Origin of the sequence: Mycobacterium sp. WUMAC-067, from assembly GCF_020217485.1 — a bacterium.
Taxonomy (GTDB): Bacteria; Actinomycetota; Actinomycetes; order Mycobacteriales; family Mycobacteriaceae; genus Mycobacterium.
In genome coordinates, this window is record NZ_JAEKMI010000003.1 from 1 (window position 1) to 21,114 (window position 21,114).

Annotated in this window: 20 protein-coding genes and 1 pseudogene; 9 read left to right on the top strand and 12 right to left on the bottom strand. The window is 67.2% G+C overall.

Features of this window, described 5'->3' with window-relative positions:
- Positions 1-81 precede the first annotated feature (81 nt).
- A complete protein-coding gene (locus JF781_RS02600) occupies positions 82-1,236 on the bottom strand; it encodes an NAD-dependent formate dehydrogenase (RefSeq protein ID WP_225329810.1) in 1,155 nt (384 codons plus the stop codon).
- Positions 1,237-1,345: 109 nt separating this feature from the next.
- Complete coding sequence (locus JF781_RS02605) at positions 1,346-2,257, bottom strand: LysR family transcriptional regulator (RefSeq protein WP_225329811.1); 912 nt, start codon at positions 2,255-2,257, stop codon at positions 1,346-1,348.
- An 88-nt stretch (positions 2,258-2,345) separates the two neighbouring features.
- On the opposite strand from JF781_RS02605, the gene JF781_RS02610 reads away from it, so the two are divergent.
- The gene (locus JF781_RS02610; protein ID WP_225329812.1) at positions 2,346-2,558 is read left to right on the top strand and encodes a DUF2945 domain-containing protein; all 213 of its coding nucleotides are present in this window, start codon (positions 2,346-2,348) and stop codon (positions 2,556-2,558) included.
- Positions 2,559-2,576: 18 nt separating this feature from the next.
- Positions 2,577-3,134: a DUF488 family protein gene (locus tag JF781_RS02615; protein WP_225329813.1), complete on the top strand. Its 558-nt coding sequence runs from the start codon at positions 2,577-2,579 to the stop codon at positions 3,132-3,134.
- A gap of 45 nt (positions 3,135-3,179) precedes the next feature.
- Here JF781_RS02615 and JF781_RS02620 read toward each other — a convergent pair whose 3' ends face one another.
- Positions 3,180-3,884: a metalloregulator ArsR/SmtB family transcription factor gene (locus tag JF781_RS02620; protein ID WP_225329814.1), complete on the bottom strand. Its 705-nt coding sequence runs from the start codon at positions 3,882-3,884 to the stop codon at positions 3,180-3,182.
- 200 nt (positions 3,885-4,084) lie between these two features.
- Between JF781_RS02620 and JF781_RS02625 the strand changes: the two genes are divergently transcribed.
- Together JF781_RS02625 and JF781_RS02630 are read left to right on the top strand one after the other, a co-directional pair.
- Positions 4,085-4,489 carry a hypothetical protein gene (locus JF781_RS02625; RefSeq protein ID WP_225329815.1) on the top strand — a complete coding sequence of 135 codons (405 nt, stop codon included), beginning with the start codon at positions 4,085-4,087 and terminating at the stop codon, positions 4,487-4,489.
- Between the two features lie 16 nt (positions 4,490-4,505).
- The gene (locus JF781_RS02630; protein WP_225329816.1) at positions 4,506-4,781 is read left to right on the top strand and encodes a UsfY protein; all 276 of its coding nucleotides are present in this window, start codon (positions 4,506-4,508) and stop codon (positions 4,779-4,781) included.
- 49 nt (positions 4,782-4,830) lie between these two features.
- On the opposite strand, the gene JF781_RS02635 is transcribed toward JF781_RS02630, so the two are convergent.
- Complete coding sequence (locus JF781_RS02635) at positions 4,831-5,304, bottom strand: DUF309 domain-containing protein (protein WP_225329817.1); 474 nt, start codon at positions 5,302-5,304, stop codon at positions 4,831-4,833.
- A gap of 53 nt (positions 5,305-5,357) precedes the next feature.
- The gene (locus JF781_RS02640; protein ID WP_225329818.1) at positions 5,358-7,004 is read right to left on the bottom strand and encodes an acetolactate synthase large subunit; all 1,647 of its coding nucleotides are present in this window, start codon (positions 7,002-7,004) and stop codon (positions 5,358-5,360) included.
- Between the two features lie 81 nt (positions 7,005-7,085).
- Between JF781_RS02640 and JF781_RS02645 the strand changes: the two genes are divergently transcribed.
- A complete protein-coding gene (locus tag JF781_RS02645; protein ID WP_225329819.1) occupies positions 7,086-8,462 on the top strand; it encodes an NADP-dependent succinic semialdehyde dehydrogenase in 1,377 nt (458 codons plus the stop codon).
- 96 nt (positions 8,463-8,558) lie between these two features.
- On the opposite strand, the gene JF781_RS02650 is transcribed toward JF781_RS02645, so the two are convergent.
- The 5 genes from JF781_RS02650 to JF781_RS02670 form a co-directional block, all read right to left on the bottom strand.
- Entirely contained in the window at positions 8,559-9,494 is a 936-nt protein-coding gene (locus tag JF781_RS02650; protein WP_225329820.1) for a R2-like ligand-binding oxidase, read from the bottom strand.
- The gene (locus tag JF781_RS02655) at positions 9,491-10,186 is read right to left on the bottom strand and encodes a TetR/AcrR family transcriptional regulator (RefSeq protein WP_225329831.1); all 696 of its coding nucleotides are present in this window, start codon (positions 10,184-10,186) and stop codon (positions 9,491-9,493) included. The genes JF781_RS02650 and JF781_RS02655 overlap by 4 nt, the downstream gene beginning before the upstream one ends.
- A 64-nt stretch (positions 10,187-10,250) precedes the next feature.
- Positions 10,251-11,960, bottom strand: a complete 1,710-nt coding sequence (locus tag JF781_RS02660; protein ID WP_225329821.1) for an acyl-CoA dehydrogenase — start codon at positions 11,958-11,960, stop codon at positions 10,251-10,253.
- Between the two features lie 104 nt (positions 11,961-12,064).
- On the bottom strand, positions 12,065-13,924 hold the full coding sequence (locus JF781_RS02665) for a glycoside hydrolase family 15 protein (protein ID WP_225329822.1): 1,860 nt from the start codon (positions 13,922-13,924) through the stop codon (positions 12,065-12,067).
- Positions 13,921-14,856 (bottom strand): DUF5996 family protein, encoded by a 936-nt coding sequence (locus tag JF781_RS02670; protein WP_225329823.1) that lies wholly within the window; start codon positions 14,854-14,856, stop codon positions 13,921-13,923. Before JF781_RS02670 ends, JF781_RS02665 begins: the two co-directional genes overlap by 4 nt.
- A 171-nt stretch (positions 14,857-15,027) precedes the next feature.
- Here JF781_RS02670 and JF781_RS02675 point away from each other — a divergent pair, with 171 nt between their 5' ends.
- From JF781_RS02675 to JF781_RS02685, 3 genes are read left to right on the top strand one after another with little or no spacing between them, the layout of a single operon-like run.
- On the top strand, positions 15,028-16,008 hold the full coding sequence (locus JF781_RS02675) for a phosphotriesterase-related protein (protein ID WP_225329824.1): 981 nt from the start codon (positions 15,028-15,030) through the stop codon (positions 16,006-16,008).
- Positions 16,001-17,482, top strand: a complete 1,482-nt coding sequence (locus JF781_RS02680; RefSeq protein WP_225329825.1) for an AMP-binding protein — start codon at positions 16,001-16,003, stop codon at positions 17,480-17,482. Before JF781_RS02675 ends, JF781_RS02680 begins: the two co-directional genes overlap by 8 nt.
- Before the next feature lie 56 nt (positions 17,483-17,538).
- Positions 17,539-18,015: a YbjN domain-containing protein gene (locus JF781_RS02685; protein ID WP_225329826.1), complete on the top strand. Its 477-nt coding sequence runs from the start codon at positions 17,539-17,541 to the stop codon at positions 18,013-18,015.
- A 199-nt stretch (positions 18,016-18,214) separates the two neighbouring features.
- On the opposite strand, the gene JF781_RS02690 is transcribed toward JF781_RS02685, so the two are convergent.
- Entirely contained in the window at positions 18,215-19,075 is an 861-nt protein-coding gene (locus tag JF781_RS02690; protein ID WP_225329827.1) for an LLM class flavin-dependent oxidoreductase, read from the bottom strand.
- 13 nt (positions 19,076-19,088) lie between these two features.
- Positions 19,089-19,834, bottom strand: a pseudogene (locus JF781_RS02695) (SDR family oxidoreductase).
- On the opposite strand from JF781_RS02695, the gene JF781_RS02700 reads away from it, so the two are divergent.
- Positions 19,754-20,944: an Lrp/AsnC family transcriptional regulator gene (locus JF781_RS02700; protein WP_225341137.1), complete on the top strand. Its 1,191-nt coding sequence runs from the start codon at positions 19,754-19,756 to the stop codon at positions 20,942-20,944. The pseudogene JF781_RS02695 and the gene JF781_RS02700 overlap by 81 nt on opposite strands.
- Positions 20,945-21,114 lie beyond the last annotated feature (170 nt).

Here is a 21,114-nt window from a genome sequence, read left to right on the forward strand (position 1 = left end):
GGCCAAAGCCTACTGCCCAGGACAACTCGAAGAAAGCAAGGGCAAAGGCGGGGGCTGAGCGCCAACTGCAGATGCCCGCGACTACTTCTGGTAGGACAGCGCCCCGGTGCCCGCGAGCTTGCCGCCCTCGACGATCAGGTACTCCGGACGGATGGGCGTGCCGGCGAACCAGCTTTCCAGGATCTCCCGGGTGCCGGCCGCGTAGCGCGCCTGCGCCGACAGGGTTGTCCCCGAAACATGCGGCGTCATCGCGTTATTCGGCATCGTCCGCCACGGATGGTCGGCCGGTGGGGGCTGCGGAAACCACACGTCGCCGGCGTAGCCCCCGAGCTGCCCGCTGCGCAGCGCGTCGGCGATCGCTTCCGGGACGGTCTCCTCGGCGCGGGCGGTGTTGACGATGTAGGAGCCGCGCCGCATCGTCGAGATCAGCTTCTCGTCGAACATCGCGCGGGTGTCCGCGTACAGCGGCGAGTGGATCGAGACCACGTCGACCGCCCGCACCAGCTCCTGCACCGTCGGATGGAACGTCACGTTCAGTTCCTTCTCGACGTCCGGCGCCAGCCGGCGGGTGTCGGTGTAGTGCAGGTTGACGTCGAACGGCGCCAGTCGGCGCAGCACCGCACGCCCGATCCGTCCGGCGGCGATCACGCCCACGTCCATGCCCTCGAGGTCATAGGCACGCTCGACGCAATCGGCGATGTTCCAGCCGCCTTCGGCGGCCCACCGGTGTGACGGGACGAAATTGCGTACCAGCGCCAGGATCTGCATCACCGCGTGCTCGGCGACGCTGATGCTGTTGCTGTAGGTCACCTCGGCCACGGTGATGCCGCGCTCCTTCGCCGCATCCAGGTCCACGTGGTCCGAGCCGATGCCGGCGGTCAACGCCAGCTTGAGCTTGGGCGCCTTGGCAATGCGCTCCTTGGTCAGGTAGGCGGGCCAAAATGGTTGCGAGATCACGATTTCGGCGTCGGGCAATGCGCGTTCGAACTCCGAGTCGGGACCGTCCTTGTCCGATGTCACCACCAGTTCGTGCCCCGCGTCTTCGAAGAACTTGCGCAGGCCGAGGGCGCCCGACACGCAGCCGAGGAGCTCACCGGGGGTGAAGTCGATCTTCGACGGGGTCGGCACGGTGCTGCCGTCGGGGTAGCCGTGGATCGTCGGGATGCTGTCCCGCGCGTAGGCCGGCGGGTATCCGTCGACGGGGTCGGGGTAGAGCACCATCACACACTTGGCCATTGAATTCTCCTTAACTGGCGATCAACCCCAGTCTCTCGGCGCGGCCACGGGCTGTCCAAGACGCGATTCCGACCGGCTGATAGGCGACGCCGATCAACGGAGGCGGCGGCTAGGGCTGCTCGGAGAGCGTGGCGCCGATGCGGGCCTCGCGCGCGGTCCGTCGCAGCGCGCGGGCCAGCAACGAGCCCGGCTCGGCCCGGTTGGTGACCAGCGCGATCAGCGAGGTGACCGAGGGCCGCCGCAGCCGCAGCACTTGTGCGCCGGCGGGGACGCCCAGGGTGTGAATCCACGGTTGCGGCACGATGCTCGCCCACCGGCCCGTGCGCACGTGCGCGAATAACGCTGCCACGGAGTCGGTTTCCAGCTGCGGCGTCACCTGGAGGTCGTGGGTGGCCAACGCGTCGTCGATGACCCGGCGCCCACGCATGCCCTGGGTCAGCAGACACAGCGGCAGCTGCACGGCGTCCGACCACGCGATGGTGTCCGATTCGCCGCCCAGCAGGTCCGCGGCGGCGATGAGCACCGGCTGTTCGTGGTAGAGCGGGGTGACCAGCAGGTCGGCCGTGTCCTGTTGATCCGGATACAGGATGCCGGCGTCCAATTCGAACTTGCGGACCCGTTCCACAATGCCGGCCGAACGCAGATTGACCTCGAGCCGGACCCGCACCAGCGGATGCGTGGCACAGAACGGATCCGTAAGCAGCGCAACGGTGGTCGAGGCCGCCGGGACCACCCCGAGCCGCAGCTCGCCGGTCAGCCCGGCCTGCAACGCGGTCACCTCCCGCTTGAGCGCGTCGCGGTCCGCGAGGATGCGCCGCGCCCAGGGCACCAGCCGTTCGCCCTCGGGGGTGAGGCCTTCGAACCGCTGCCCCCGCCGCACCAGCGGGACGTTGAGTTCGGATTCGAGCTTGCGGATGGCCTCCGACAGCGCGGGCTGCGATACGTAGCACGCCCGCGCGGCGCGCGCGAAGTGGCGCTCTTGCGCGAGCGCGACGAAGTACTCCAGCTGACGAAACAGCATGCGCCCATTCGACCACGTGGACGGTTACTCGTCGCAGTGGTGGGGGAACCCACGGAACCAACCGCAACGCACGCAAAGGAGGCGCACGGTGGCGAAACACTTCGAGGTCGGCGACCACGTCCGATGGAACTCGGAAGCGGGTCACGTCAGCGGCATCATCGTCAAGAAGCACACCAGCGACACCGAGTACAAAGGCCACAAGCGGCACTGCACGAAAGATGACCCGCAATACGAGATCAGAAGCGACAAAACCGACTACGTCGCGATGCACAAGGGCGACGCCCTGGAGAAGATCGACTAGGACGAGCGCGACGCAATCATGAGCGACGAGGGCGAGATCTGGACCATCGGACACTGGACGTGCCCGGTGCAGACCTTCTTGGAACCCCTGGATGACGCCTGCATCGACCTGCTCGTCGACGTGCGCGCCCAGCCCGGCTCGCGCCGCAACCCCCAGTTCGGAAGTGCGGAGATGTCGCGCTGGCTCCACGACGCCGGCATCGGCTACCTCCACCTTCCCGAGCTCGGGGGGCGGCGCCGTCGGCAAAGCGTCGATCCCGCCATCAACGCGGGCTGGGAAAACGCGAGCTTCAAGAACTACGCCGACTACACCCTCACCGACGAATACCAGCGCGGCCTCGCCGAACTGGTCACCCTCGCCCGCGCTAACCGGCTGGCGATCATGTGCGGCGAGCCCATGCCGTGGCGATGCCATCGACAATTGATCGCGAACAGCCTTGTCGCCCAAGGCTGGACGGTATGGCACCTCATCAGCGGATCCGCCCCGCGCCAGCATCGGCTCGGCCAATGGGGCGCCACACCCGTCGTCGACGAGCACAACCGCGTGACGTACCCGGCGGACGCCGCCAGTTCCTGAACGGCGCACTGACACAACGGGTTTGGCACCCCGCAACGTCGTGAGCTAGTCAGCGCTTGGCGCGACCACGACACAACACCGGCCCGGGGTCGGTTGCAGCCGGGCATCCAGGCAATGCGGGGTCATCGCGTCCACCATCCCGTTGATCAGCGCGTGATTCATGCCGCAGGCCAATTCGGTCTGTTCCTGAGCCAGCGCATGGAATGGGCAGTTGACCAGATACACGCCGTCGTCGTCGTGACCCGGTTCATAGCCATACTCTCGCAACAACCGTGCCACAAACTTGAGCGCCGCGCGCGCGCCGGCCGGCGGCCGTCGGGCGGCGCGCAGCGCGCGATCCGCGATGCTGCGGCCGTAGTCGTGGGCGTTGCGGTGCAACACCTCCACGACGGGCGCCCCGCTCTGCTGGGATTGGACGATGGCCTGCCCCATCAGCCGGCCGGCCAACTCGTACTGACGTTGCGGCAAACTGACGGCGATGTCGCGGCGGACACGTCGATACAGCTTGGAGGTGCGCCCCGCTCCGGGACCGGTCCGGCCCGTCAACCGGGCGTAGTCACATTCCAGCAGGCCCTCGGCCGTCAGCCGGTCCAGATGAAACTTCGCCTGATGCCGGGCAATTCCCACCACTTCGGCCGCCTGATCACGGCTCACCGGTCCGGGCTGCGAACACACAAACTGATACAGCTCGTAGCGCACCGGGTCGGCGAGGGCGCCGATCCCGGCGGCATCGCGTTGCAGTTGGTCCATCGCGCCTACTTCTCGATCACAACAGCCTTGACGTTACAGCCAATGGTTTCTAAAGTTTAATTACTTATCTGTTAGTTTTCAGGAGCCGCCATGGTCACCTTGCCCACCAGCGCCGCCCGCATCAAACACTGTGACGATCAGGCTACCCGCGCGCATCGCCGGCCACGATGCGATATCGCCCTAGGAAAGCCTTCGGTGTCGTGAAGCACTTCGTGCTCCGAACCGCCGCGCGGTCGGCCACGTGGACAGTCGGTTTGGCGTTGGCGGCCAGGACTGTTCCTCACGTCGTGCTGACGGCATCGGGCCTCATCGTCGCCGTGGTGTTTTTCTCGATCACGCAGACCACCCTGTCGGTGAAGATCTTGAAACTGCCTCGTGGATATGCGTCGCTGCTGCTGGGATGCACCGGCCTGACCCTGACCCTGTGCGCGATGAGCCTTGCATCGGTGTCGACGCACGGACTGCGCATCTACGGCGGCGCGTCCTGGCTCGCCGCGACGGTCATGGTCTGGCTCGTGACGACGATCGGCGCGATCCTGCTGTTCGACGTCTACCTTCCGCGTGATATCGGCTCCCCCAAAGTCGCCGAGTCACTAGGGAATTGACCGACGAAAGGGAGCCATGGGAGACACACACCACGATCCGACGGATCGACACCGGACCGCACATCCTCGCGCCGGGCTCACCATGAAAGACAACTTCTTTTGGCCCGGGTTCATTCTGCTGGGCGTGGCATTGTCCGGCATTATCGCGAGCTTGGCGGTCGCCGCCTACCACCATTACGAATGGCTCACCACGATGGCGATCATCGCGCTACTCGCCACCGTCGCCGCTACCTTGTGGTTCGTGGTGGAACTTCGCCGGGTCGCCCTCTTGGAGGATCAGCGAGACTGGTAAAGGGGACGCGCTAAAACCGGGCGCCGATCCTGTTGGAATAGTGGATATTTCAAACCACCAGGCGGGGCCGCAGCCGCGCCGGGGCGATATCCACCCCGGCGGCAAGGTCGGCGATCAGCGCGTCGGCGAAGTCCACCAGCCCGGCGGCATCAATGGCGTGCGGCGCCGGCCGATCCCCCTGCGCAAGATGGGCGGAAGCGCGGCGAAGCAACGTGGTCGCACCCTTGCGGTTGCCCCGCTGGGCGTGGGTGATCCCCACCGCGAGCTGAGTCAGGCCTTGCCACAGTGCCTGCTCGTCGGCCGGACCGTTCTTCCAGGCGGCCTCGAGCACCTCGTGAGCGTTGAATGCCAGGCCTCGGTCCAGTAGATCCTGGGCATAGGCGAGCGTCTCGGCCGGCGCCAGCACCAGGTCGTCCGGAACGCGCGGTACGCCTTCGCTGCCCGGCGGAAGTGGCCGGCCCAGGGCGTCGCGCGGTCGGGCGCTTCGTGGCCGACCCGATTCGTCGCGATCACGCTCGGTCATCTATCCATCATCTCAAGCGGCTCGGCGGTCAGATCGCGCAATGGTTTTGAGGATTACAGGGTTTCGTCCAGCTCGCCGAGCCGGTCGGTCAGCCGCAGGTTCTCCGAGTAGTCGACCGGGCAGCTGATCAACGAGACGCCCTCGTCGTCGAGCGCGGCGCGCAACGTCGGCAGCAGCTCGTCGGCATGAGAGATCCGATATCCCTTGGCGCCGAAGCTTTCCGCGTACTTCACCACGTCCGGGTTGTTGAATTTCACGTAGTAGTGCGCCCCGAGTTCGAGATCCATCTTCCATTCGATGAGGCCGTACCCGCCGTCCTCCCAGATCAGCACCACCAGCGGTATCCGCTCCCGGACGGCCGTCTCGATCTCCTGCGAGTTCATCAAGAAGGCGCCATCGCCGACGACGGCCAACACCTTGGACTCCGGCTGTGCCAGCTTGACACCCAGCGCCCCCGGGAGGGCGAAGCTCATGGTGGACAAGCCATTCGAGATCAGGCAGGTGTTCTTCTCGTACGTCGGGTAGAGCCGGGCCATCCACATCTTGGTGGCGCCGGTGTCGACCAGGACGACGTCGCTGCGGCCCAGCGCCGCCCGGGTGTCGGCGACCACCCGCGCCGGCGCCAGCGGGTAGCGCGAATCCTGTTGCCCCCGGGCGAATTCCTCCGCGAGCAGCCCCGACCCGGGCACGTCGGCGGCATGGCTGAAGGTGTGACCGGAGAGCGCGTCGGTGAGCGCGTTCAGCGAATCGCTGATGTCCCCGATGATCCCCACGTCGACCGAGTAGTGCGCGTCGACCTCGGCGGGGAACCGGTGAATGTGGATGATCTTCTTGTCGCCCTGCGGGTTGATCCGGACCGGGTCGAATTCCTGCAACTCGTAGCCGACGGCGATGACGACGTCGGCGTTGTCGAACCCGAAGTTGACGTAGTCGTGCCGCATGAAGCCCAGCGTGCCGATGCTGTTGTGGTGGTCGTCGGGCATGACGCCCTTGCCGTGGAAGGTGTTGGCCACCTGGATGCCGAACTCGTCGGAGAAGCGCACCAGGGCTTTGGTGGCGTCGGCGCGCGCGGCGCCGTGCCCGGCCAGCACCACCGGGCGCTTGGCGTTGCGCAGGATTGCGACGGCGCGCTCCACCTGGCGGGGCGCCGGAGCGTCGGGGCGCACGACGTTGCGCGGCAACGGCCCCAGGTCGTAATCCTTCTCGTCGGCGTCGATGTGCTCGGGAACCGCGAGATAGACGGCGGCCGGACGTTCGGACTCGGACAGCTTGAACGCCTTACGCACCATCTCGGGGATGGCGCGCGGGGTCGGGATGCCCGCCGCCCACCGGGTGATCGGGGCGTACATCGACACCAGGTCGACGTACTGGTGCGACTCCTTGAACTCCCGGTCGTGGCCCACCTGTGCGGAGATGGCGACCAGCGGGGTGCTGTTGGTGGTGGCGTCGGCGACACCGAGCTGCATGTTGATCGCGCCGGGCCCGAGGGTGGCCGACACCACCGCCGCCCGGCCGGTGACCCGCCCATACATCTCGGCCATGAAGGACGCGGCCTGCTCGTGCCGGGTGAGCACGTAGCGGATGCTGGAGGACGCCAGCGCCTGCACGAAGCGGATGTTCTCCTCGCCGGGCACCCCGAACACAACGGAAACACCCTCGTTTTCCAGGCACTTGACGATCAGCTCAGCGGCTTTGCTCATCCGACACCTCCCTTAGGGGAACGATAGTGGCAGGCTAGATGTTGGACTTTTCAGCTACTCATCCGATGAAGGAGGGCCAGCGTGCCCATCGCCACCATTAACCCGGCCACCGGCGAGACGGTGAAGACCTTCACCCCGGCCACCGACCAAGAAGTCGATGCCGCGATCGCCCGTGCCTACGAACGCTTCCTCGACTACCGCCACAACACCACGTTTGCCCAGCGCGCCGGGTGGGCAAACGCCACCGCCGACCTGCTGGAAGCCGAAGCCGACGAAGTCGCCGCCATGATGACGCTGGAGATGGGTAAAACCCTGAAATCGGCCAAGGCCGAGGTGTTGAAGTGCGCCAAGGGGTTTCGCTACTACGCCGAGCACGCCGAGCAGCTGCTCGCCGACGAGCCGGCCGACGCCGAGGCGGTGGGCGCGAAGAAGGCCTACATCCGTTATCAACCGCTCGGCGTGGTGCTGGCCGTGATGCCGTGGAACTTCCCGCTCTGGCAGGCCGTGCGGTTCGCCGCGCCGGCGCTGATGGCCGGCAACGTCGGGATCCTCAAGCACGCCTCCAACGTCCCGCAGAGCGCGCTGTACCTTTCCGACGTCATCACCCGCGGCGGCTTCCCCGAGGGCTGCTTCCAGACCCTGTTGGTCTCCTCCAGCGCCGTCGAGCGCATCCTGCGCGATCCGCGCGTCGCGGCGGCCACCCTGACCGGTAGCGAGCCGGCCGGCCAGTCGGTGGCGGCCATCGCCGGCGACGAGATCAAACCGACGGTGCTCGAGCTCGGCGGCAGCGACCCGTTCATCGTGATGCCCTCGGCGGACCTGGACGAGGCCGCCAAGACCGCGGTCACCGCCCGGGTGCAGAACAACGGCCAATCCTGCATCGCCGCAAAGCGGTTCATCGTCCACACCGACATCTACGACAAGTTCGTCGACAAGTTCACCGAGCGCATGCAGGCGCTCACCGTCGGCGACCCGACCGACCCCGACACCGACGTGGGCCCGCTGGCCACCGAGTCGGGCCGCGACGAGATCGCCAAGCAGGTCGACGACGCCGCCGCCGCGGGCGCCACCATCCGCCTCGGCGGCAAGCCCATCGACGGGCCGGGCTGGTTCTACCCGCCGACGGTGGTCACCGACATCACCAAGGACATGGCCCTCTACACCGAAGAGGTGTTCGGCCCCGTCGCGTCGATGTACCGGGCGGCCGACATCGACGAGGCCATCGAGATCGCCAACGCCACCACGTTCGGCCTGGGATCCAACGCCTGGACCAACGACGAGGCCGAGCAGCAGCGCTTCATCGACGACATCGAGGCCGGCCAGGTCTTCATCAACGGGATGACGGTGTCCTACCCCGAGCTGGGCTTCGGCGGCGTCAAACGATCCGGCTACGGACGCGAGCTCGCGGGCCTGGGCATCCGCGCGTTCGTCAACGCCAAGACCGTCTGGGTCGGCTAGGCGAGGCCCGGACGCCGCTGGCTTGCCGAGCAGACGCAGAATCGCACAAACTCGGCCTTCGGCCTGCGATTCTGCGTCCGCTCGCGCAGGCGAGTACTAGACACTGGCCAGCGCCTTCTCGTCCTCGTCGGCGAACGTGTCCTCGAGCTGCAGCGGCGAGTAGTCCAGGTCGATCTCGGCGAGCGGCCGGCCGCGGGCGCTGGAGATGGTGCCGAACCGTCGCATCCCCTTGTCGGAGGCGTAGGCCATGAACTCGTCCACCGACAGGCCGAAGGGCATCGGGTCGTAGAGCGCGAAGCCCTCCTCGATCAGCCGCAGCCCGAGCGGCATCAGTTCGTTCATGCGCGTTTCGAAGACGCCCCAGTTGGCGTCGTCGGCGGCCACGTGGCGACGGCAGGTGAAGGTGCCCCACGCCATGTGGCGGCGCTCGTCGTCGCCGATGCGCCGCACCAGCTCCTGCATGCCGGGCAGGATGCCGCGCTCCACGCAGATCTTGTGCCAGCCGAAGTAGCCGGTCAGCGCCAGCATGCCTTCGACCATGTGGTTGTAGGTGACCGACGCCCGCACCTGGGCGGCCGGCGACGGATCGAGCGTCAGCGCGTTCAGGCACTCGGGCAGCTCCTCGTAGAAGATCGTCCGGTAGGTCGGGACGTCGTCGAGGAAGTAGTGCAGGTCCTCGGTGACGCCGACGGCGTCGAGCCACATGCGGAACACCGCGACGTGCTTGGCTTCCTCGAAGGCGAACTGCGTCAGATACATCTCGTCGCCCAGCCGGCCTTCGGCGCGCATCGCGGCCATGAACGGCTGGATGTCCTGGGTCACCGATTCCTCGCCGGCGATGAACTCGGCGCACAGCCGGGTCGCATAGCTGCGTTCGTCGTCGGTGAGCCGTTCCCAGTCCTCGCGGTCGCGGGAGAAGTCGATGTCGGCCGGATTCCAGAATTTCGCGTTGCCTCCCGCAAACAGCTTGAGCGGCAAGCTATCCCAGTTGAGGCCGCCCTCGGCCATCGAGGCGATTCGGGTGCGATTCATGTGACCTCCTCAGATCGTTTCGGGGCGGAGCCGACCGGCGGGGTTTTTGGCGCGGCCGCGAACGCGGCCGCCAGCACCGCGACGAGACGGCGCACCGCCAGCGCCGGCTGCTCGGGGGTGGGCTCGTCGAGGCCGAGGATCGGATCCAACCCGCGCATGTAGGGCGCCAGCGCCAGGTGCGGAAAGATCAACAGCAGCAACGACAACAGCGCGTCGGTGTCCGACTCGACGCGCAGGTCGCCGCGTACGTGCGCGTCGCGGACCAGCGGGCGCATCACTTCCAGGTAGTGGCGGTGGATGACGTTCTGCACGCTGACGCGGGCCTCGGTGTCGACTTCCAGGGTCGCCGCGGCGTGCAGCGCGCGCTCGTGCGGGTGGTCGGCGAAGTAGGCCACCCAGGCGTCGAGCCAGTCGGTCAGGAACTCGAAGAACGGCCGGCTCGGGTCGAGTTCGCGGATGCGGCCTTCCATGTAGGCCCGCACCCGCTGGCTGGCGATGTCGGCGATGAACGCGTACAGGTCGCGCTTGTCGGCGAAGTACTGGAAAAGGCTGCCCTTGGCGACCCCCGCGCGGCGCGCGATGACGTTGAGGCTGCCGCGGGAGAAGCCGTGCGCCCCGAATTCCGCCTCCGCGGCCTCGATGATCGCGGCGCGTCGAGCCGGGTCGACGCGCGCCCAGGTGACCGTCGGCAATGGCGCCTCCTCGATCGAATGACCACTGGTCATCCTACTGTGAGAAATGTCACAGTCAAGGGGCCTAGGGGCGCATCCGGTAGGCGCCGCTGAGCGGAAGGACGTGCTCCTTCCAAATCTGGTCGTAGCGCGCGGGGTCGTGCACCGGGCGGCGGATCATCCGCAGCGCGTAGCGCGCCTGCGCGTCCGTCGTCGCGGGCTTGTCGCTCAGCTCCACGGCGTAGGCGTTGAAGTCGCGGACCAGCACGGCGAAGATCTCGTCGAGCAGTCCCTCGTCGACGCCCGACAGCCCGGCCTCCTCGAGGATGAGCTGCGCGTAGGGCACCGTGGCGAACAATTGGCCGACGGCGAACGCGAAGTCGATGTCCTTCTGCTGCACCGCATCCGGGGTGGCGCTGGCCAGCATCTCGGCCATTACGTCGATCTGTGCGCGCAGCAGCGCGACGTTGGGCAGGTGACCGAAGCTCTCGAACGGCGCGCGCCAGTCGTGGAAGCGCACCTTGCCCAGGCCGCCGGTCGCCCCCTGCGCGAACAGGAAGGTGTCGTCGGCCGCGTCGTCGCGGCGGCCGATCAACGGCAGCGCGTCGTTGGGGGCGAACAGGAAGTTGGGCATGAACTTGCCCAGCAGCCCGATGTTGATGTGGACGGTGCCCTCCAGCCGGGGCAGCAGGCCGATCTCGCGGGCCATGGCCTCGAAGATGGTGTCCTTCTCCACGCCCTTGGCGGCGATCACGTCCCACAGCGCGGTGATGACGCGCTCGCCCTCGCTGGTGATCTTCGCCTTGGTCAGCGGGCTGTAGAGCAGGTAGCGGCGGTCGGTGGCCGAGGCGCTGCGCATGTAGTCGCAGGCCCGGGTGGCGACCAGCCGCATCGCGACCAGCCGCGCGTAGGCGTCGGTGAGCAGCCGTCGCACGTGGGTGAAGTCGGTGACGACGGTGCCGTACAGGATGCGGTTGGACGCGTGGGTGACCGCCTCGTACATCGCGTGGGTACACATGCCGACCGCGCCCCAGCCGAGGTTGTACTTGCAGACGTTGACGGTGTTCAGCGCGGCGTGGAAGGCCTCGGGGCCGCGGTGCAGGATGTCGGCCTCGGTCACCGGGTAGTCGCGCAGCGCGTAGTTGGCGACGTAGTTCTGCGAGTTCACCACGTTCTTGATCAGGTGATAGCGCTCGTGCTGGGAGTCGGCGGCGAAGAACACGTACTCGGCGTCGTTCTTCGACGCGCCGGCGAACTTGCCGAACGTGGAAACCATCCGGGCCACGTTGGCGTTGCCGATGTAGTACTTCTCCCCATTGGCGACCCAGCCCCCGTCCGAGGGCGTCAGGTTCATGTCGGTCTGGTAGACGTCGGCGCCGTGCGTCTGCTCCGACAAGCCGAACGCGAACACCTCACCGGCCTCGAGCAACCCCGCGGCCTTGCGCTTGGCGTCGGAGTTGGCGCTCATCCAGATCGGGCCCAGGCCCAGCGCGGTGACCTGGAACGGGTACCAGTAGTTCAGCCCGTAGAAGCCGACGATCTCGGCGAACGCACTGATCCGGTAGGTGTCCCAGCGGCAATCGGGGGCGCCGTAGGCCGACGGCGTCAGCAGCGACGCGAAGATGCGCTCCCGGCCGATGTGATCCAAATACTCGGAGTACCAGACCCGTTCGTGGTCGTCGGACTTCAACCGGGCCTTGCCCCGGGACTCGAAGAAATCCACCGTCGCCGCCATGATCTCTGCCGAGCGGCGGTCCGGGTACTGGCGTTGCAGGTGATTGGGATTGAGCAACATGGCGGGACTCCCAGCGGTTCTCGACGCAGACGAGGGTGACGGTACTGCAAACCCGCGGCCGCCGGGGGACTTGTGCGCCTGCCCGCGCCCGAGCCGGCGGGCCCTCACGCCTCAGGGGGTGTTGAAGCCGCCGTTTCCGCCTGGGCGATGTCCCAGGCCGCGTTCACCAACCCGATATGACTGAACGCCTGCGGGAAGTTGCCCAGCAACTCGCCGCTGGCGGGATCGACCTCTTCGGCAAGCAGCCCGACGTCATTGCGAAAGCCCGCGGCACGCTCGAATACCTCACGCGCCCGGTCGATTTGGCCCGCGGCCGCCAAGGCCTGCGCCAACCAGAATGTGCACAGCAGAAAGGTGCCTTCACGCCCGGTGAGACCGTCGGCGTTGGTGTCAAGGTCGGTGCGGTAGCGGTAGACCAAGCCGCGGGAGTCGGTGAGCCGGTCGGCGATGGTGTCGATGGTGGCCAGTACGCGCGGGTCGTCCGCGGGGAGGAAACCGACCAGCGGAATCATCAGCGCCGAAGCGTCGAGGCGGTCGCTGCCGAACGCTTGGGTAAACGAATTGACGTCGTCGCTCCACCCTCGAGCGAGGATCTGCTCGCGGATCTCGTCGGCGGTCTTTTGCCAGCCCTCCACCCGGTCGCCGGCACGGAGGCGCTCGGCCATGGCGATGGCCCGGTCGAGCGCGACCCAGCACATCAGCTTGGAATAGAGGAAGTGTTGCGGAGAGCCACGCACCTCCCAGATCCCCGAATCGGGTTCTGTCCATCGCCGCGCCGCGGCGTCGGCGCAGGCGATGAGGAAGTCCCGCCCGCTGGTGGCCCGCGGGCTGTCCGGATCGAGCTGCTCGATGAGCCGGTGCGCCGCGCCGAGCAGCTCGCCATAGACGTCGATTTGCCGTTGTTTCCACGCGTCGTTGCCCACTCGCACCGGGCGGCTGTCGCGCCAGCCGCTGAGATGACCGAGCTCGCGTTCGGACAGGTCGTGTTCGCCGCCGACGCCGAACATGATCTGCAATTGTTCGTCCGCACGTAGTTGCCCTGCAGAGCTGACCGCGAGGTAGTCGAAGAACTCCTCCGCTTCGTCGGGACAGGCGGCTACCCACAGTGCCTCCAGAGTGAGGCTGGCATCGCGGACCCAGGCATAGCGGTAATCCCAGTTGCGTTGCCCCCCAACCTCTTCCGGAAGTGAGGTGGTCGGCGCGGCCACGACCGCCCAGGTCGGCTGATAGGTCAGCGCCTGCAGGACCCGTCCACTGTGGTGCACGAGGTCGCTCCACGGCCCGTCGTAGCTCTGGTGGGTCTGCGACCACGACCGCCACGCGTCGATCGTCGCCTCGAGCGCCCCCTCGAGGTCGCCCGCCGAGACGGGTTCCGGGAGCGGCTCAGAGGTGGTGCGGTGCAGGAGGCCGAGGGCGGTCCGCTCACCTTCATGCAGCAGGAACCGTCCGGACACAGCCGAGTCGGCGGCGTCGAGCGGCGTCGGGCAGCACAGGCGCAGGACGTCGGCGCCGCCGCGCACCATGACCCCGCCCTCGGCCGACGACATCAGCGGCGTGACCACTCCGTACTCCGGGCGCGGCGCGAACTCGACGGCCACCTCGACCTCGCCCGCCGTGCAGACCAAGGAGCGCACCAGCATTCGGGGCGCCGCGGCGCCTAGTCGATGGGGGTCGCTCGCGGCGCCGGTCGCCAGGGCATCGCGCAGCACCAGAGTGCCGCCGGCAGTGGTGAAAGTCGTCTCCAACACCATCGTGGTGTCCAGGTAGCGACGGCTGGTCTCGGCGTTCGGGTCGGCCGGCCCCACCACGAAACACCCGGCGTCATCGTCGAGCAGTCGCCCGAACACCGATGGTGAGTCAAACCGCGGCATGCACAGCCAGTCGACCGATCCGCCGCGACTGACCAGCGCGGCGGTATGACGATCCGAGAGCAGCGCATAGTCCGCGATCGGCGTGGTGCTCACGGGCTCTGCCACCGGTCGGGATCGCCCTCCAAGGCACCGCGATCCCAGCGGCCGAGGTCCGCGGCGGCCGCGTAAGTCGTTTGCAGGAACCGCAGTAAATCACCGTCGGGGTCCTCGGCGGTGCGCACCGCCTCGTAGGGCAAGACGAATTCTCCGTGGTCTTCACTGAAGTGCGCCGCCGCAGGCGCGATCGGGTAATCGGCGAAGCCGTCCGGTTGCGGGTAGGCGTCGGAATAGAAGGCGCCTTCCTCGCCGCCGCCGGGCCAGAAGCCACAGCTGCTCAACTCGTGTGAATAACCCTCGACCATCACCCAGTCGCCGCAGTTGGGTGCGCCGCCGGGGTGTTTGGGTGCCGGCCTCCCGGAAAATCGGGTGCATGCCAGATCCATTGCCCCCCAAAAGAAATGCACAGGGCTCACCTTGCCGACGAACGACGCGCGGAACTGACTGATCACCCGGTTCGCCTGCAGGAGCTGCTGCCGAAACCGACGCGCGGCGTCGGGGTCATAGGATGCGTGCTGATAGTCGTCGGCGAACCGGATGGCCGGATCCACCTCGTTGGGGCTGGCGTTGATGCGTGTCGCGACCCCCAAATCGTCCAAGGCCGACATGGTTTCGTCGTAGAACTCCGCCACCGGTTTGGCCGTCAACGGCACGGATCCTTGCCGCCCGTCGCTGTGACGGATCCGCAGCACGCTGTCGATGACGTCGAATTCCATATCGAACACCCCGGTTTCGTGGGGTATCGCGCCCGTGGTCAATCCACGCGGGCTCACGTACAGCGTTACCTGCCACCAGTGGTTGACCATCGGCATGCGGACCATGCGGATCTTGCCGACGATCTGCGTCCACATGTGCAGCGTTTCGCGGGTTGGCGTCCAGTCGTCGACCCGTAGCGACGGCCACCGATCGGTCCCGGTCGCGGCGTCCATGTCGGCTCCTCTCGTAAACGGCTCAGTCCGCGGGTACCCGCCGCGGCGGCCCCGCTACCAGAACGGGAGACGCGCCATACCCACTGGTACGGCCCGGTGTACGAAAGATGCGCAAACGTAACGTCCTCGAACTCGTCGAATTCGGGTCGCTGGAGCTCTAGCATCGGATGCGTGTCGCGACTGAATACCGCACGTGGATCGATCGATACCGGCGACCTGGGCGTCACGCTCATGCATGAGCACGTCTTCATCATGACCACCGAGATCGCCGAGAACTATCCCGAAGCCTGGGGTGACGAGGAACGGCGGGTGGCCGACGCCATCGACAGGCTCAACGAGCTCAAGTCCCGCGGCGTGGACACCATCGTCGACCTCACCGTGATCGGCCTGGGCCGCTACATCCCGCGGATCGCCCGGGTCGCGGCGGCGACCGAGCTGAATATCGTTGTGGCGACCGGGCTTTACACCTACAACGACGTGCCCTTCCGGTTCCACTACGAGGGCCCGGGCGGGATGCTGGGCGGCCCCGAGATCATGACCGAGATGTTCGTCCGCGACATCGAGCAGGGTATCGCCGACACCGGCATCAAGGCCGGAATCCTCAAGTGCGCCACCGACGAGCCCGGCATCACCCCCGGCGTCGAGCGGGTGCTGCGCGCCGTCGCCCAGGCGCACAAACGGACCGGGGTGCCGATCTCCACGCACACCCATGCCGGCCTGCGGCGCGGCCTCGAGCAGCAACGCATCTTCGAGGAGGAGGGCGTCGACCTGACCCGGGTGGTCATCGGGCATTCCGGCGACAGCACCGACATCGGCTACCTCGAAGAGCTCATCGCCGCCGGATCGTATTTGGGCATGGACCGGTTCGGCCTCGACGTGATCTCGCCGTTCGAGGAGCGGGTCAGGATCGTGGCGGAAATGTGCGAGCGCGGGCACGCCGACAGGATGGTGCTCTCCCACGACGCCAACTGCTACTTCGACGCGCTCCCCGAAGAGCTGGTGCCGCAGATGGCCCCGAACTGGCATTACCTGCACATCCACAACGACGTCATCCCCGCGCTCAAGGAGCGCGGCGTCACCGACGAGCAGCTGCACACCATGCTGGTCGACAACCCGCGCCGCATCTTCGAGCGTCAGGGCGGTTATGAGTGAGCCGGTCCCGCCGATCGGCACCCAGATTTCGCAGCTTGCCCAACTCGCTCCCGACGAGCCGGCCGTCACCTGCGACGGCCTGACCCTGACCCGCGCCGAGCTCGACCGCTCGACGAATCGGTTGGCCCGGGCCTACGCCGAGCGCGGCGTGGGTGTCGGCGACTACGTGACCATGGTGCTGCCGAACTCGGTCGAGTGGATCCAGGCCGCCGTGGCCTGCTGGAAGCTGGGCGCGGTCCCGCAGCCGCTGTCCGCGCGCCCGCCGGCCGCCGAGTTGGCGGGCCTGCTCGAATTGCGGCGGCCGGCCCTGTTGGTCGGGCGTGAGCATCACGAATTCCCCAGCGTTCCAATTGGTTTCACCCCAGACGCTGCGTTGTCGGACGGCCCGCTGCCGGAAGCGGTGTCACCGGTGTGGAAGGCGATGGGATCCGGGGGCAGCACCGGGCGCCCCAAGTTGATCGAATCCGGCGGCGACAGCCGCATACCCCCGCTGATCGGCTACCCGCTGGGCGCGCAGGAGGGCGACACCACGTTGGTGCCGGTGCCGCTGAGCCACAACACCGGCTTCACCACCGCCACCATCGCGCTGCTGATGCGCCATCACCTGGTGCTGATGAGCCGGTTCGACCCGGTTAAGTTCCTCCGGCTGATCACCGATCACCGCGTCACGTTCCTGACCACGGTGCCGACGATCATGCAGCGGACGCTGCCGGTCTATCACGCCGACCCCGGCTCCTATGACCTCTCGTCGCTGCGGCGGTTCTGGCACCTGGGGGCGCCGTGCCCGCCGGCCATCAAGCAGGCGTGGATCGACCTGCTGGGCGCGGAAAAGGTCTGGGAACTCTACGGCGGCACCGAATTACAGGCGCTGACCTTCATCTCCGGCGACCAGTGGCTGGCGCATCGCGGTTCGGTGGGCGTGGTGGTCGCCGGGGAGATGAAGGTGCTCGACGACGACGGCAACCCGTGCCCGCCCGGCGTGGTCGGCGAAATCTACATGCGGCCCGGGCCCGACAGCGCGCCCACCTACCGCTACGTCGGTGCCACGGCGAAAAGCCGCGACGGCTGGGACTCGCTGGGCGACCTCGGCTACTTCGACGACGACGGCTTCCTGTACCTGTCGGACCGGCGGGTCGACATGTTCACCGTCGGCGGCCGCAATGTCTACCCCGCCGAGATCGAGAACGCGCTGTCGGCGCACCCGGACGTGTTGTCCTGTCTGGTCGTCGGCGTCCCGCACGGGGATCTGGGCCAGGTGCCCTACGCCCTGGTGCACACGGCCGGCGGCGCCGCACTGGATTCCGCTGGCGTGCAGGCGTTCCTGCGCGGACACCTGGCCGCTTACAAGGTGCCGCCCGCCCCCGACTTCGTCGAATTCGTCGACACCCCGCTGCGCGACGACGCCGGCAAGGCCCGCCGGTCGGCGGTGCGGGACCAGATCCTGCAGCGGCTGGAGACCGCCGAGGCCGGCTGACCCGCCACCGTTCGCGCGCCAAGAATTCTCCAAGCCCCAGGCGCCATCGTGACGTCATGCAGATCGAGCCATTGTGCACCGAGCTGATCGAGCGCTACCTCACGTCGCGCGGGCTGCGATTTTTCCGCAGCGACGACGGCGAGGAGTTCCTGGTGCTCTCCAGCTACGAGCGCGGCAAGTTGCACGTGATCCTGCGGATCAACGGTTTACGGCGCGACCTGTTGGAGATCTCCATCAGCCCCGCGGCGTACTACCCGGCCGGCGAACGCCCGCGCCTGATGGAACTGGTCAACGACTGGAACCGGGACACCCACTGGCCCAAGGCGTTTGTGCGCGAGACCGCGCGGCCCGACCACGTCAGCGTCGTCGGCGAGAACGCCTACCTGCTCAGTGACGGCATCCACTTCGAAGCGCTGGGTCACCTCGTCAAATCCGCCGTCGAGTACGGGGCGGATCTGTTCGCCAAGATCGAGCAGACTGTCCGCCTGCCGTCCGCGGACGCGCTCGAAGAGTGGATGGACCGCACCGGCTAGGACACGCGATCGCGTGAGGCGGTGACAGCAGCGGCGGAGACGCCTGCGGGAAAATTGTCCAGACGTGCGGATCGGGTGTGTTTCAGAGCTATCGGTGGCGTTGGATGAATCCGGAGCCCGGACAGCAGCAGTACGGGCGGGTCGGCCGGATCCCCATGTGTCTGGTGGTAGAGCGAAATGCCCTGTGTATCAACAACGGTCATCGCAGCACCGCTTCTGCAAGGCGGTCGACCTGCGCGATATCGGCGACGCAGGGGTGGAACACCAGGCCGTCGAAGCCCAGGTTGCGGTAGGCGCGCACGGTCTCGGCCGCCTCGTCGCCGGAGGTGAGCATGTCAGCGACGTTGAGCGCGGCGTACTCGGGTTTGAAGCCGTAGTAGTTCTGCAGGTGGGCACGGCCGGCTGCGACGGTGCCGGCGTCTCCGAGGGCGAAGTTGACACTGGCCTGCAACCGCGGGCGGCCAACCCGCCCCGCCTCTGCCCACGCCGCGCGCACCCGGTCGGCGAGCACGGACTGGTTGGGGTAATCGCGCAGCGCTCCGGCGGACCAGCCGTCACCGATCGTCGCCGCACGGCGGATCGTCGCGTCTACCCGTCCGCCGAACAGGATCGGAACGCGCACCTGTGCTGCGCTGAGTGCCCTGTCCCCCGTCACGGCCTTGGCCCCACACGCGTCGCGCAACACTGCCACGGTCTCGTCGAGAATGCGCCCGCGGCGTCGATAGTCCACGCCGGCAGCCGTGTAGTCGTCGGGCCTGCTCCCGATACCCAGGCCGAGGGTGAGTCGGCCTCCGGAGGCATCGGCGAGAGACGTGACTTGTTTGGCCAACAGCGCCGCGGGATACAGCGGGGCGAGCAGCACATTGGTCAACAAGTCGATCTGGGAGGTCGCGCCCGCGGCCACTGAGAGCGCGACGATCGAGTCCTGGCTTTCGTAGACCAACCGGTCGATCGCGGCCACCCCGCCGAAGCCGCGCTCCTCGGCGTGGCGGGCCCACTGTGCGGTCAAATGACCGGGCGCGTGGGCGATATGGCTGGGCAGTCCGATTGTTATCTGCATGTTCAGTACTCCTCTAGGGGTTTACGGCGTCGAAGACGTCGTCGTAGCGGCCGTCGTGGGCGGCGCAGCGCACCTGCTTAGCGGCGTCGACGACGATCTCGGCAGCGTCGGGTTCACTGCGCAACAGCGAAACTGCTTCGGCGACAAAGGAATCCAATGTCATCGCAGTAGCACTGCGGTTTTGGCCGGCCAGCATGTCGGTGTCGACTTGCGGCGGGATGATCTCGATCACCTGAACCGGGGTTCCGCGCAATTGCCGGCGCAGCGACTCGGTGTAGGCGTGCAGACCGGCTTTGGTTGCCGAGTAAGTCGGTGCGGCCGCTTTGGGCACGAATGCCAGGGCGGACGTGACGTTGACGATGGCGGGATTCGGTTGCCCGAGCAGTCTGGGTAGTAGCGCCGCGGTGAGCCGCATCGGTCCGAGCAGGTTGACCGCCACCGTGGTTGCGGCGATCTCGGCCAGGTTTGCCTCGCCGGCCAGCAGGTCCTCGGCGTGCATGACGCCCGCGTTGTTGACCAGGACGTTGAGCCCGGGGTGGCGATCGGCAAGTTCGGCGGCCAACCGCGCGATGCTGTCGGGACTGGCCAGATCAAGGAGTAGTCGACGCCCGGGTTGGCGTCGGCGACGGCCCGCAGCGAGTCGCCGCGGCGCCCGGCGATCACGACCTGATTGCCCGCTTGATGCAGAGCCTCGGCCAGCCCGCGACCGATTCCGCTGCCGCCGCCGGTGATCAGCATCGTGTTGTCCGTCAGGTTCATGGGCTCCAGGCTGGCAGCGCCGGCCCCGGAACATCGTCTGTTCTGCCGATATCGTTGAGAAATCCTCATCTGTGCCAGCCAGGACGGATACTTCTCGTCGTGAGAGACGATTTGGACGCACAGATTCTTGATGCCCTGCAGCTTGCGCCCCGCGTGTCTTTTCGGCGCATCGCCGCCGTGGTCGGGGCCTCTGAGCAAACGGTTGCCCGGCGCTATCACCGACTGCGCCGCAACGGCGTGGTTCGCGTTGTCGGGCTGGAAAACCGCTGGGTAGACCGCGAAGCGAGCTGGGTGTGCCGGTTGCGGTCCGCGCCCGACCGGATACCACAGCTGGCCGACGCGCTGGTGCGCCGCCCGGACGTCTCTCACGCCAACGTGCTGGCGGGATGGACCGATTTGGTGTGCGTCGTGCGCGCACCGCTCGGCGACAGCCGCGAGGATGTTCTGCTGCAGCTACTGCCGCGAACCGCCTCGATCATCGACATCAGCATCGATCTGCTGCTTCATTCGTTCGGGCAACCCGCCACGGCGCGGTGGACCGGCTACGGCCGCAGACTTTCCGATCAGCAAGCTGAACAGATCTTGGCCGAGCGCACCGATCAGCCGCGCAGCGATCAACGTTCCCTGCCCTCCGCCGAGGATCGCCCGATCCTGGAGGCGCTCGCCGAGGACGGCCGGGCACCGCAGGCGAAGCTCGCCGCACGGACTGGCTGGTCGGTGGCACGAGTGAGCCGGCGGATCGCGGCGCTGGAAGCATCCGGAGCATTGCTCTACGACGTCGACGTGTTACCCGAGCGGCTCGGCCACCAGCTCAGCGCCATGCTGTGGCTGACGTTGGCGCCCAAGGATCTGCACCGCGTCGGCGAGCGTATCGCCGCGCATGACCAGATCGCCTTCGCGGGCGCCACGAGTGGATCCAAAAACCTGATGGCCATTGCCATTTGCCGAGACGCCCAAGACCTCTATCGGTACCTCAGCGAGCAACTCGGACAGATCGAGGAGGTCATGGGTTACGAGGTCAACATCCGCACGCAGCGCCTCAAGCAGCACGGATCACTCGTGGCGCACGGACGGCTCATCAATCCCCTTCCCGGCCGCACGACACGCTGAGTTGGGGATTCGATCCGCACCAACGGAACTCAGTGCCTGCGATTGCGGCAGACGCTCGTTGCAACTAGGTGGTGAGGTCAACGCGCGGATCGGTCTCTTGCTCGAGGGTCCATCGCGACCGGTCGTTTGCAATAGACCAGAAATTGTCACCGGCCCCTGGGTTTCTGGGA

What these genes read in the sequence shown, in the direction of transcription:
- JF781_RS02685 (WP_225329826.1), top strand. Translation starts at nt 17,539, where the DNA reads ATGCAGATCGAGCCATTGTGCACCGAGCTGATCGAGCGCTACCTCACG.
- JF781_RS02690 (WP_225329827.1), bottom strand. Translation starts at nt 19,075, where the DNA reads ATGCAGATAACAATCGGACTGCCCAGCCATATCGCCCACGCGCCCGGT.
- JF781_RS02620 (WP_225329814.1), bottom strand. Translation starts at nt 3,884, where the DNA reads ATGGACCAACTGCAACGCGATGCCGCCGGGATCGGCGCCCTCGCCGAC.
- JF781_RS02660 (WP_225329821.1), bottom strand. Translation starts at nt 11,960, where the DNA reads ATGTTGCTCAATCCCAATCACCTGCAACGCCAGTACCCGGACCGCCGC.
- JF781_RS02615 (WP_225329813.1), top strand. Translation starts at nt 2,577, where the DNA reads ATGAGCGACGAGGGCGAGATCTGGACCATCGGACACTGGACGTGCCCG.
- JF781_RS02650 (WP_225329820.1), bottom strand. Translation starts at nt 9,494, where the DNA reads ATGAATCGCACCCGAATCGCCTCGATGGCCGAGGGCGGCCTCAACTGG.
- JF781_RS02670 (WP_225329823.1), bottom strand. Translation starts at nt 14,856, where the DNA reads ATGGACGCCGCGACCGGGACCGATCGGTGGCCGTCGCTACGGGTCGAC.
- JF781_RS02600 (WP_225329810.1), bottom strand. Translation starts at nt 1,236, where the DNA reads ATGGCCAAGTGTGTGATGGTGCTCTACCCCGACCCCGTCGACGGATAC.
- JF781_RS02630 (WP_225329816.1), top strand. Translation starts at nt 4,506, where the DNA reads ATGGGAGACACACACCACGATCCGACGGATCGACACCGGACCGCACAT.
- JF781_RS02635 (WP_225329817.1), bottom strand. Translation starts at nt 5,304, where the DNA reads ATGACCGAGCGTGATCGCGACGAATCGGGTCGGCCACGAAGCGCCCGA.
- JF781_RS02640 (WP_225329818.1), bottom strand. Translation starts at nt 7,004, where the DNA reads ATGAGCAAAGCCGCTGAGCTGATCGTCAAGTGCCTGGAAAACGAGGGT.
- JF781_RS02680 (WP_225329825.1), top strand. Translation starts at nt 16,001, where the DNA reads ATGAGTGAGCCGGTCCCGCCGATCGGCACCCAGATTTCGCAGCTTGCC.
- JF781_RS02605 (WP_225329811.1), bottom strand. Translation starts at nt 2,257, where the DNA reads ATGCTGTTTCGTCAGCTGGAGTACTTCGTCGCGCTCGCGCAAGAGCGC.